This window comes from Clostridium sp. (assembly GCF_036643715.1).
Classification (GTDB): Bacteria; Bacillota; Clostridia; order Clostridiales; family Clostridiaceae; genus Clostridium.
Window position 1 is genome coordinate 41,391 of the sequence record NZ_JAVXRL010000002.1, and the last position, 11,810, is coordinate 53,200.

At 31.4% G+C, this 11,810-nt stretch carries 11 protein-coding genes; all 11 read right to left on the reverse strand.

The window, feature by feature from the left end:
• Positions 1 to 17: 17 nt before the first annotated feature.
• Entirely contained in the window at positions 18 to 635 is a 618-nt protein-coding gene (gene udk / locus RSF37_RS01025) for a uridine kinase (RefSeq protein ID WP_332562513.1), read from the reverse strand.
• Complete coding sequence (locus tag RSF37_RS01030; RefSeq protein WP_332562514.1) at positions 635 to 1,858, reverse strand: peptidase U32 family protein; 1,224 nt, start codon at positions 1,856 to 1,858, stop codon at positions 635 to 637. The genes udk and RSF37_RS01030 overlap by 1 nt, the downstream gene beginning before the upstream one ends.
• An 8-nt stretch (positions 1,859 to 1,866) precedes the next feature.
• Positions 1,867 to 2,511: an O-methyltransferase gene (locus RSF37_RS01035; protein WP_332562515.1), complete on the reverse strand. Its 645-nt coding sequence runs from the start codon at positions 2,509 to 2,511 to the stop codon at positions 1,867 to 1,869.
• 18 nt (positions 2,512 to 2,529) lie between these two features.
• Positions 2,530 to 3,543 (reverse strand): endolytic transglycosylase MltG, encoded by a 1,014-nt coding sequence (gene mltG, locus RSF37_RS01040; protein ID WP_332562516.1) that lies wholly within the window; start codon positions 3,541 to 3,543, stop codon positions 2,530 to 2,532.
• A 99-nt stretch (positions 3,544 to 3,642) separates the two neighbouring features.
• Positions 3,643 to 5,469 (reverse strand): translational GTPase TypA, encoded by a 1,827-nt coding sequence (gene typA / locus RSF37_RS01045; protein ID WP_332562517.1) that lies wholly within the window; start codon positions 5,467 to 5,469, stop codon positions 3,643 to 3,645.
• A 179-nt stretch (positions 5,470 to 5,648) separates the two neighbouring features.
• A complete protein-coding gene (locus RSF37_RS01050) occupies positions 5,649 to 7,316 on the reverse strand; it encodes a ribonuclease J (RefSeq protein WP_332562518.1) in 1,668 nt (555 codons plus the stop codon).
• A 69-nt stretch (positions 7,317 to 7,385) separates the two neighbouring features.
• Positions 7,386 to 7,847, reverse strand: a complete 462-nt coding sequence (locus RSF37_RS01055) for a Fur family transcriptional regulator (protein WP_332562519.1) — start codon at positions 7,845 to 7,847, stop codon at positions 7,386 to 7,388.
• 23 nt (positions 7,848 to 7,870) lie between these two features.
• A complete protein-coding gene (locus tag RSF37_RS01060; RefSeq protein ID WP_332562520.1) occupies positions 7,871 to 8,131 on the reverse strand; it encodes a DUF1292 domain-containing protein in 261 nt (86 codons plus the stop codon).
• Between the two features lie 74 nt (positions 8,132 to 8,205).
• Positions 8,206 to 8,625, reverse strand: a complete 420-nt coding sequence (gene ruvX / locus RSF37_RS01065) for a Holliday junction resolvase RuvX (RefSeq protein ID WP_332562521.1) — start codon at positions 8,623 to 8,625, stop codon at positions 8,206 to 8,208.
• A gap of 47 nt (positions 8,626 to 8,672) precedes the next feature.
• A complete protein-coding gene (locus RSF37_RS01070) occupies positions 8,673 to 8,930 on the reverse strand; it encodes an IreB family regulatory phosphoprotein (protein ID WP_039315650.1) in 258 nt (85 codons plus the stop codon).
• A 146-nt stretch (positions 8,931 to 9,076) separates the two neighbouring features.
• The gene (gene alaS / locus RSF37_RS01075) at positions 9,077 to 11,722 is read right to left on the reverse strand and encodes an alanine--tRNA ligase (protein WP_332562522.1); all 2,646 of its coding nucleotides are present in this window, start codon (positions 11,720 to 11,722) and stop codon (positions 9,077 to 9,079) included.
• Positions 11,723 to 11,810 lie beyond the last annotated feature (88 nt).

The window sequence follows — 11,810 nt, forward strand, 5'->3', positions numbered from 1 at the left end:
AAGGTGTTTTATACAAATTATTTTAATGTATCTTTAATTTTTGAAACTAAAATATCAATTGCAACTTTATTTCGTCCGCCTTCTGGAACAATTATATCCGCATATCTTTTAGTCGGCTCTATAAATTGCATGTGCATTGGTCTTACAACTGAAAGGTATTGTTCTATAACTGATTCAACAGTTCTTCCTCTTTCGTCTATATCTCTAACCATTCTTCTTAATATTCTTATATCTGCATCAGTATCTACGTATACTTTTATATCTAATAAATCTCTTATTCTCTCATCTTCTAAAATAAGTATTCCCTCTACTATTATAATTTCTCTAGGGCTTACTGGATTTGTTTCCTCTGCTCTTGTGTGAACAGTGAAATCATATATTGGCTTTTTAATGGCCTTTCCATTCATTAAAGAGTTTAAATGTTCTATTAATAAATCATTATCAAAAGCTCTTGGATGATCATAGTTAGTCTTAACTCTTTCTTCCATTGTTAAATGACTTTGATCTTTATAGTATGCATCTTGTTGTATCATTGCAATACAATCTTCGCTGAAACTATTAAAAATCTCATCTGCAATTGTACTCTTCCCTGAACCAGTTCCCCCAGTTATTCCAATAAGTATAGGTTTATTCATTAGTTTTCCTCCTTGCTCTTTATAAGCATATCATTTACTTTTACTGCTTCCTCGACTTTAGCTTCAAATATCATTTGAGCTCTTGGTGTTGACTCTATCTTTCCAGTATTATCTTTTAAATCTTTTAATGTTATGCTATATACATCTCCAACAGGACTAAGCACTTGAACAGTATCACCTTCAAATACTTTATTTCTTTGTTCTATAGTTGCAATCTTTGTTTCGGCATCATATCCTCTAACAACACCAACTATATCAGCATTTCTAATATATGAAGAATTTTCATATATTTGCTTATTATCTTCTCCAAAATAGAAACCAGTTGAGTAATGTCTATGACTAACTTGCATTAGTATATCCATCCATTCTTGTTTGAATTCGTAATTTTCCTTGTCTTCTAAATAAGCATCAACCGCTTGTCTATAAGCTTTAACTATAGCTGCTACGTAGTAACTACTCTTCATTCTTCCTTCAATTTTAAGTGAATGAATACCAGCTTCTATAACTTCTGGCATATGTTCTATCATACATAAATCTTTAGAGTTCATTATGTATGTTCCTTTTTCATCTTCAATAACTGGATAATATTCTCCAGGTCTTTTCTCTTCCATTAGATAATATTTATATCTACATGGCTGAGCACAAGCTCCTCTATTTGAATCTCTTCCTGTCATATAATTAGAAAGTAGGCATCTTCCTGAATAACTCATACACATTGAACCATGTACAAAAGCTTCTAAATCACAATCTTCAGGTAAATTCTCTCTTATAGTCTTTATTTCTTCAAGTGAAAGTTCTCTTGCAAGTACTATTCTTTGAACACCTTGACCATACCAGAACTTAGCTGCTTTCCAGTTTACATTATTAGCCTGTGTGCTTAAATGTATTTCTAAATCTGGAGCAACCTCTTTAGCAGTAACAATAATAGATGGATCTGAAACGATTATAGCATCTATTCCTGTATCTGCTAATTCCTTAATGTACTCTTCCATACCTTCTAAATCAGTGTTATGTGGGAATACATTCATTGTTACGTAAACTTTTTTTCCACGAGAGTGAGCATATTCTACGCCCTCGATTATTTGTTCATTAGTAAAATTATCTGCAAAAGCTCTTAAATTAAGTTTACTTCCACCTAAATAAACTGCATCAGCACCAAAGTCTATTGCTGTCTTTAATTTATCTAAATTTCCTGCTGGTGCAAGTATTTCTGGTCTTTTCATAGTATATCCTACCTCCTTTTTGTAATTGCAATACCATCTCCCATTGGAATGACAGAGGTAATTAAATTTTCGTCATTTGATACCATATCTAAGTAAGTTCTCATTCTTTTAACAATCGTTATTTTTCTTCTTTGAACTAACTCCTGTGATGGAACCATTCCTCTAAATAATACATTATCTGCTATAATTATTCCATCATCATTTAGAAGTCTTAAGCAATGTGGCAGGAAGTGGTTATAATGTCCCTTTCCTGCATCCATAAATATAAGATCAAACTTTTCATCAAGATTTTCTAATATTTCAAGACAATCTCCTTCTTTAACTTTTATCTTATCTTCAAGATTAAACCTTTTAATATTTTCATTTGCAAGTTTAATCATTTCTTCGCTTCTTTCTATAGTAACAATATCTGGATTAGTATTTGAAGCATTGTACATAAGTATTGAAGAGTAACCTATAGCAGTACCAAGTTCTAGTATCTTTAAAGGTTTTTTCATACTAACCATAAATTCTAAAAATCTACCTGCCTCTTTTTGAACTATAGGAACTCCATTTTCTTTTGCAAAGTCTTCTAGCTCTTTAAGCACTCCTGTACTATCTCCAATTAATCCTCTTAAATATTCTTCCATATAGTCATAAGTAATTCCACTCATAAGTTCCTCCTGAAAAGCTTATTTATTGTATCCATATTTTTCTCTTAATTTATTAAACTCATTTCCACTATTTGTGAAATCATGTTTATTTGTACCAGGAACTAATAAATAAAATAAATAATCTGTTTTTGCCGGTTTAAGTGCTGCTATTAATGATGGTTTCCCTGGATTACATATAGGTCCTACTGGTAGTCCTTTATGCTTATAAGTATTATAAGGTGAATCTACCTTTAAGTCATTTAGTGACACAACATCAACATGTTTTCCTAATGCGTATATAACAGTTGCGTCAATTTGAAGATTCATACCCTTTTGTAATCTATTATCAATTACTGATGATATGATAGGTCTATCCTCATCTACTCTAGCTTCTTTTTCTATAACAGAAGCTTTAGTAACTGTCTCATATATCTTATCCTCTGGAATTTGAACTCCAGTTTCTTTTTCTACTTCTTTTAAAACAGTTTCAAATTGAGTTAGCATAGTCTTAATTACTTCATCAGGTGTTATACCTTCTTTAAAAGCATATGTATCCGGGAATAAAAATCCTTCTAAAGGATCTCTTACTTCTTTATTTGTCTTAATATAGCTTGGAAGTTTATAATTTTTTGTAGCTTTTATAAATTCTTCTTTGCTAAATAACCCACTTTTCTCTAGAACGTCACCAATTTGAGATACAGTATACCCCTCTGGAATAACAACCTTTGTTGTATTGACACTTTCTAAAGTATTTATTAAATTTTGAAGGTCAGTATCACTGCTTACTTTATATGTACCTTCTGTAACATTTGGTGTTATTTTATTTAATTTCAAATACATTTTTATAAAAAATTCATTTTTAATTAAATTTTGTGATTTTAAATCATTTAATAATGAATAAAATCCTTCACCTTCTTTTACATTAATAGTTATTGTTTCTTCATTTGACTTTATAGGGTGATTAACAGTTTTATTATACATAAAAATGGTACCGCCAACTACAATTATCAACAGTACTACTACAATTACCCAAAAGTTTCTTTTCTTCCTCATAAAATCCTCCTTATATAAAAGTAAATAGCCAATACTTAGGCTATTTACTTTTATTATAATACTTTTGTTCCATTTTATAAAGATAAAACTCGGAGCAAACTATTTCTTACTTCTGCTTGTTCTTCTTCTTCTTTCAGCGCTATCTAGTACAGTTTTTCTCATTCTTACATTTTCAGGTGTAACTTCTACTAGTTCATCACTGTTTATGAATTCTAAAGCTTTTTCTAATGTCATTTGTATTGGTGGTACTAATTTAACAGCATCATCAGCTCCTGATGATCTTGTATTAGTAAGTTTCTTACCTTTACATACATTTATATCTATATCTTCAGCTCTTCCGCATACTCCAACTATCATTCCTTGGTATACAGGTACACCAGCATCTATGAATAATGATCCTCTTTCTTGAGCATTAAATAATCCATAAGCTATAGCATCGCCTTGTTCAAATGATACGATTGATCCTCTACTTCTTCCAGCAATTTCACCCTTATATGGTGCATATCCGTGGAATACATGGTTCATTATACCGTTACCCTTAGTATCTGTCATGAATTCATTTCTAAATCCAATAAGTCCTCTAGCTGGTATAACGAATTCTAATCTTGTATATCCGTTTACTGCTGATGTCATATTAACCATTTCACCTTTTCTTGGTCCTAATTTTTCCATTACAGGTCCCATGAATTCTTCAGGTACATCAATAGTTAAGTATTCCATTGGCTCTACTTTTTTACCGTTTTCTTCTTTGAAGATAACGCTAGCCTTTGAAACTTGTAATTCATATCCTTCTCTTCTCATTGTTTCGATTAATACTGAAAGGTGAAGTTCTCCTCTACCTGATACTTCGAAACAGTCTGGAGTTATTTCTCTAACTCTTAAACTTACGTTAGTTTCAAGTTCTTTCATTAATCTATCTCTTAAGTGTCTTGAAGTAATAAAGTCTCCTTCTTTACCTGCAAATGGTGAGTCATTTACCATGAAGTTCATGCTAAGTGTTGGCTCATCAATTTCTACAAATGGTAGTGCTTCTGGGTTTTGTGTATCTGCTATTGTTTCACCAATGTTAGCATCTGCAACTCCACTTAAAGCTACTATATCTCCGATTGAAGCTGATTCTACTTCTTCTCTCTTTAATCCGTTATAACCAAATAATGATGTGATTTTGTAATTTGAAGTAGTACCATCTTGTCTTACTAAAACAACCGGTTGGTTCTTCTTAACTGTTCCTCTATGAATCTTTCCTATTGCTATTCTTCCAACAAAGGCATTAGAGTCTAATGTTGTAACAAGCATTTGTAAAGCTCCATCTGCATATCCTTCTGGACATGGAACACTCTTTATTATTGTATCAAATAAAGGTATCATATCAGTGTTTGTATCTTCTACATTATGTCTTGCGAATCCTTCTCTTGCTGAAGCGTAGATTATTTGGAAATCTAATTGTTCATCTGTAGCACCTAATTCTAAGAATAATTCGAATACTTCATCTATTACAGCTTCTGGTCTTGCATCTGGCTTATCAATCTTGTTTATAACAACGATTGGTCTTAAACCTAATTCTAAAGCTTTCTTAAGAACGAACTTAGTTTGAGGCATTGGTCCTTCGTATGAGTCAACAACAAGTAATACTGAGTCAACCATTTTAAGTACACGCTCAACTTCTCCTCCGAAATCTGCATGTCCTGGAGTATCAACAATATTGATCTTTACTCCTTCGTAGTGTACTGATGTGTTTTTTGAAAGGATTGTAATCCCTCTTTCTTTTTCTAGGTCATTTGAATCCATGACTCTCTCTTGCACCTTTTCGTTTGTTCTGAAAGTGTGGCTATCCTTTAATAGTGCATCAACTAAAGTTGTCTTACCGTGGTCAACGTGGGCTATAATAGCTATATTCCTAATATCTTCTCTTTTAATTAGTTCCATTTTCTTCCTCCAATTTTTCTAGCTTTACTTTTGTAAATTTTTTCTATGTAAACCTATAATACTTTTTTTCAAAAAGAAAATTGGATACTACTGTACCCAATTCTCACACTATTTTATATTCTAATCTTAATGTATTAAAAAGTCAATACAAATGATTTGTATTTAAATCATTTATTTTGTTATATTTCCATTATTATTGGAAGTATCATAGGTTTTCTTTTAGTCTTTTCATATAAGAAGTTTCTAAGTTCGTCCCTAATTCTACTCTTAATTGTTGCCCAATCAGTAATTTTTGACTTTTCACATTCACTCAAGACTGCCTTTACAATCTCTCTAGCTTCGTCCATAAGACCTTCTGACTCTCTTACATAAACGAACCCTCTTGAGATTATATCTGGTCCTGCAATAACTGATGCGCTTTCTCTATCTAAAGTTACAACAACAGTTAAAATACCATCTTGTGATAAATGTTTTCTATCCCTTAATACTATATGACCAACATCTCCAACTCCTAAACCATCAACAAGAACTTGACCTGAAGTAACTGATCCATTCTTCTTAATTGAGTTACGAGTTATTTCAATTTGATCTCCAGTTTCAGGTAAAATATAATTTCTACTATTTAAACCAACACTAACTGCTAATTCAGCATGCTGTTTTAAATGTCTAAATTCACCATGCACTGGTATAAAGAATCTTGGCTTAACAATTGTTTGCATAAGCTTTAATTCTTCTTGACAAGCATGACCTGATACATGGACATTTTCATCTGAACCATAGATAACTTCAGCACCTTTTTTGAATAATTGATTTATAACTTTAGAAACTAATTTCTCATTTCCAGGTATTGGAGTTGCTGATATTATAACAGTATCTCCCTCAACTATTGTTATTTTTCTGTGCTCTGAAGCGGCCATTCTTGCTAACGCTGACATTGGCTCACCTTGGCTACCTGTAGTGATAATAACTACTTCATCATTTTTATATTTTGAAACAGCATCAATTGTTATTAGAGTATCCTTTTGAATATTTAAATATCCAAGGTCTATTGCAACTTGTGCAATATTTTCCATACTTCTTCCTGATACTGCAACTTTTTTCTTATACATTTCAGCTGCAGTTATTATTTGTTGAATTCTATGAATATTTGATGCAAATGTTGCAACAAGTATTCTACCCTTCGCTTTACCAAATAATCTTTTAAAGTTTTCACCAACTACACTTTCTGATTTTGTATATCCTGGCTTTTCTACATTTGTGGAATCGGCCATCATTACAAGAACACCTTTTCTTCCAAGTTCTGCAAATCTTGCAAAATCAGTTCTCATTCCATCAATAGGAGTGTGATCTATCTTGAAGTCTCCTGTATGAAGTACAACCCCTAGTGGAGTGTGTATTGCAATAGCTACTGAGTCAGCTATTGAGTGATTTGTTTTAACAAATTCCACAGTAACACTTTCTAATTTGATTTTATCCTTAGGTTTTACTCTAAATAATTTTGTAGTAGCTAATAAACCGTGTTCTCTTAACTTTGACTCTACAATCCCTAGAGTTAATTTTGTTCCATATATAGGAATATCTAACTGTTTTAACACATATGGAAGTGCACCTATATGGTCTTCATGTCCGTGAGTTAAAAATATTCCTCTTATCTTTTCTTTGTTTTTTATAAGGTATGAGATATCTGGTATTACTATATCGATTCCGTACATATCAACGTCTGGAAATTTTAAACCACAGTCAATGATAACAATATCATCCTTGTATTCAACAACTGTAAGGTTTTTACCAATCTCATCTATTCCGCCTAAAGGAATAATTTTAACCTTTGCTTTTTCGTTTTTCATATTTCCCCTCCTTATTAAAGTATCTATAAACAAAGGATGTCATCTCTTTATTTAAGAGGTTTCCTTTAATTATTCTTCATTTTTATTACTACATTCATCACATATGCCAAAAAATTTAACGCTGTGATCTTGTACTTTAAATTTATACTTTGTTTCTATTCTCTGTTCTAGTTCTTCTAGTAGATCTTCCTCTACCTCAATAACTTTATTACATTGATTGCATATTAAATGGTGATGTCTATGTTCCTCATCTTGGTGAATAATTTCATATCTACTACATCCATCACTTAAATCTAATCTTGATAATAAGTTAACTTCCTCTAATAATAAAACAGTTCTATATACTGTAGCTAAACCAATTTCAGGACAATCTTTTTTGACTTCATCATATATTTCTTCTGCAGTCATATGTTTTCCCTCATTTTTTATTATAGTATCTACAATAGCTCTTCTTTGAGGAGTCAATTTATATCCTTTTTTCTTTAAATCTTCTTTAAGTTCTTGCATATCCACTGAAATTATGCGATCCATTTACAACACCTCTTTCCTAAAGCCTAGTCTTCTTGCATTAGAAGATTATACGCCTCTTCTACCATTGCAAACTCTGCTTCATCTTCTATATTTATAAGATTATCTTCTCCATCTTCATCAGTAACTACCTTAAGTACTACTGCTTCTTCTGCTTCTCCATCTGCTGGAGCTAAAACAACATATTCACTATTTAAATCATCTATCTTAAAAAAGCTTATCACCTCGTAAGATGCTTCATTTCCTTCCTCATCTAATAAATCAATGTATTGTACGTCTTTTTCCATTTCTAAATCTCTCCTTTTTTTCTATTTTAATTATTTTACTAAAGTGTTGTCAATAATTATTTTCAATTAATAATCTATATACTATTTGAAATTCTGTCTAAATACCCTTGTAATATATAAGTTGCAGCTACTTTATCAACTATCTTTTTTCTTTTACCTCTTGAAAGGTCTGCTTCAAGCATAGCTCTGTGGGCCGCAACAGTTGTAAGCCTTTCATCCCAGAAAATTATTTCAAGATTAATGCCTTCTTCTAGAAGTTTACTAAATTCTTGTATTTTTTCTCCTGCAAATCCAATAGATCCATCCATATTTTTAGGTAAGCCAACAACTAATTTCTCTACTTTATACTCATCACATATTTTTTTAACATCTAAAACATCTTGAGCTTTTTTAGTTCTTCGTATTGTTGTAATTCCTTGTGCTGTATAGCCTAACGGATCTGAAATAGCTATTCCGATCGTTTTTTGTCCAACGTCTAATCCTAATATTCTCATTTTTTCTCCTATTAAAACAAAAAGTGCCCTTCAACAGGGCACTTTTTTTATTTTATCTCTAAATAAGATTTTATAACTTCTTCAAGAATTTCATCTCTTTCAAGTTTTCTTACTAAAGCTCTTGCTCCGTTGTAATTTGTGATGTAAGTAGGGTCTCCTGATATTAGATAACCAACAAGCTGATTAATTGGATTATACCCCTTCTCTTGAAGTGAATTATAAACCTCTGTTAAAATTGCTTTTGTTAGCACTTCTTTATTTTTTGATAAATCAAATTGCATTGTATGTTCTAAATTGTTACTCATCCTTATGCTGCTCTTTTAGCAGCCCACCCCCTTACCATATATTATTTAAGGAAATTTAATTATACTAATAATAGTATTCTCCATATATTTTATTTTGTATACAAATCTTATAAATTAATTATACATTATATTTTTTTAAAAGTACACTATTTTACCAAACTTTCAACAACAGAATAAGTTTTCTCTACTGCTTCATTTATCTTTTCAGGTAGCTTTCCGCCGGCTTGTGCCATATCTGGTCTTCCACCTCCACCGCCACCAACAACTGATGCAATCTCTTTAATTATTTTACCACAATGTGCACCTTCTGATACTGCATCTTTAGTTGCCATAGCTACTAAATTCACCTTATCATTAACCTTACTAATTAGCACAACAACTGACTTTGGTTCTTTATTTCTTATCTTATCTGCTAAGTCTCTTAATGCATTTCCATCAACATCTTCTAATGCATAAGATATTACATTAACTCCATTGATTTCTTTAGCTGATTTTAATATATCATCTTCAGCACCACTTGTAAGTTTTGATTTTAAATCTAATATTTCCTTTTCTTTTTCTTTAATTTCAGTTACTTGACCTGATATTTTATTTAGTATGTCTTTTTCATTACATTTTAATGCAGCACAAGCTTTCAGTAATGTTTTTTGCTTATCTTCAACATACTTAATTGCTGTAAATCCAGTAACAGCTTCTATTCTTCTAATACCAGCTGCAACTCCAGACTCTCCAATTATTTTAAATAATCCAATTTCTCCTGAATTACATACATGTGTACCACCACATAATTCTTTTGAGTAATTAGCAACTTCAACAACTCTAACTTTATCTCCGTACTTATCATCAAATAATGCCATAGCACCTTTTTCTTTTGCTTCTTCTAATGTCATAAGGTTTGTTTCAACTTTAAATACTTCCATTATTTTTTCATTTACTAGATCTTCTGCTTTTTGAACTTCTTCAGAAGTTAGTCCTTTAAAGTGAGTAAAGTCGAATCTTAATCTTTCATCATCAACATATGAACCTGCTTGATTTACATGATCTCCTAAAACTTCTTTTAATGCTTCATGTAACATATGTGTAGCTGTATGGTTCTTACATATATTATTTCTTCTCTTTAAGTCAAGTTTTAATTCTACTTCTTCGCCTAATTTAACTATTCCACTATTAATTTTAATATAATGTATAGTTTTACCAGCTACGTTTTTCTTTGTATCATATATATAGCCTTCAAAGCTATGTCCTTTTATTATACCTTTATCTCCAACTTGGCCTCCCATTTCTGCATAAAATGGTGTTTTGTCAGTTACAACATATCCTTTTTGACCTTCTTTTAATTCTTCTAAAACTGCTTCTTCTGTAGCTAAGAACATTACTTTTGCTACAGCTTCTACCTTATCATAACCTACAAATTCAGTTTCAATATCTTTATCAACTAAGTTTATTGGAGACTCTTCGCTTCCCATATAAGTGAATTCGCCTCTAGCACTTCTAGCTCTTTCTCTTTGAGCTTGCATTTCTTTATTAAAAGCTTCTCTATCTATTGTCATATCTTTTTCTTCTAATATTTCTTCTGTTAGTTCATAAGGGAATCCATAAGTATCATAAAGCTTAAATGCTTTTTCTCCACTTAATACAGTTTTATTTTCATTATTAAGTTCTTCAATATAACCTAAAAGTATTCCCATTCCTGAATCAATTGTCTCATTAAATCTTTCTTCTTCTAATGTTACAATCTTTTCAATGTAGTCTTTTTTAGCTATTAGTTCTTCATATTCTCCACCATAGTTTTCAACTACTGATTCAACTATATCCTTTAAAAATAACCCTTTAATTCCAAGCACTCTTCCATGTCTTGCAGCTCTTCTTAAAAGTCTTCTTAGAACGTATCCTCTACCTTCATTACTTGGTTGAATACCATCTGATATCATCATAGTAACTGATTTAACATGATCAGTTATTATTCTAAGAGATACATCTTTTGCAGCATCTTCTCCATAAGTAACATTTGAAAGACTAGAAACTTTTCCTAATATATTCTTAACTGTATCTATTTCAAATATATTTGAAACTCCTTGCATTAATGTAGCAAGTCTTTCAAGTCCCATCCCTGTATCTATGTTAGGGTTTTGAAGTCTTTCGTAATTACCTTTTCCATCACCATCAAATTGAGTAAATACTAAGTTCCAGAATTCTATTATTCTATCTTCGTCACTTGCTTTTATGAATTCTTCTGCTGTTTTTACTGGTTCAACATCAATTCCTCTTTCAAAGTGAATTTCTGTACAAGGACCACAAGGACCTGCACCGTGTTCCCAGAAGTTATCTTCTTTACCAAGTCTAAATATTCTACTTGTATCTATATCAGTTTTACTCTTCCATATTTCAAATGCTTCATCATCATCTAAGTATATTGTTACATATAGCTTATCCTTTGGCATTTTTAATACTTCTGTTATAAATTCCCAAGCCCATGGAATTACTTCCTCTTTAAAATAATCTCCAAATGAGAAATTTCCTAGCATTTCGAAGAATGTACCATGTCTTGATGTTTTACCTACATTTTCAATATCACCAGTTCTAATACATTTTTGACATGTTGTTATTCTTGTTCTTGGTGGTTCTTGCATCCCTGTAAAATACGGCTTAAGTGGCGCCATACCTGCATTAATTAATAATAAACTCTTATCATTTTTTGGTACTAAAGGAAAGCTCTTTAATCTTAAATGGCCTTTCCCTTCAAAAAATTGTAAATAAGCTTCTCTAAGCTCATTAGTTCCCATGTACTTCATATCATTACCTCCAAATTTTATACAATAAAAAAAAGCCCTCATCCCTATGACTATGTAAGGGACGAAAGGCTATCACTTCCGCGGGACC

Excerpts from the sequence above, each read along its gene's own strand:
- udk (WP_332562513.1), bottom strand. The coding sequence starts at position 635 with ATGAATAAACCTATACTTATTGGAATAACTGGGGGAACTGGTTCAGGG.
- RSF37_RS01030 (WP_332562514.1), bottom strand. The coding sequence starts at position 1,858 with ATGAAAAGACCAGAAATACTTGCACCAGCAGGAAATTTAGATAAATTA.
- RSF37_RS01035 (WP_332562515.1), bottom strand. The coding sequence starts at position 2,511 with ATGAGTGGAATTACTTATGACTATATGGAAGAATATTTAAGAGGATTA.
- mltG (WP_332562516.1), bottom strand. The coding sequence starts at position 3,543 with ATGAGGAAGAAAAGAAACTTTTGGGTAATTGTAGTAGTACTGTTGATA.
- typA (WP_332562517.1), bottom strand. The coding sequence starts at position 5,469 with ATGGAACTAATTAAAAGAGAAGATATTAGGAATATAGCTATTATAGCC.
- RSF37_RS01050 (WP_332562518.1), bottom strand. The coding sequence starts at position 7,316 with ATGAAAAACGAAAAAGCAAAGGTTAAAATTATTCCTTTAGGCGGAATA.
- RSF37_RS01055 (WP_332562519.1), bottom strand. The coding sequence starts at position 7,847 with ATGGATCGCATAATTTCAGTGGATATGCAAGAACTTAAAGAAGATTTA.
- RSF37_RS01060 (WP_332562520.1), bottom strand. The coding sequence starts at position 8,131 with ATGGAAAAAGACGTACAATACATTGATTTATTAGATGAGGAAGGAAAT.
- ruvX (WP_332562521.1), bottom strand. The coding sequence starts at position 8,625 with ATGAGAATATTAGGATTAGACGTTGGACAAAAAACGATCGGAATAGCT.
- RSF37_RS01070 (WP_039315650.1), bottom strand. The coding sequence starts at position 8,930 with ATGAGTAACAATTTAGAACATACAATGCAATTTGATTTATCAAAAAAT.
- alaS (WP_332562522.1), bottom strand. The coding sequence starts at position 11,722 with ATGAAGTACATGGGAACTAATGAGCTTAGAGAAGCTTATTTACAATTT.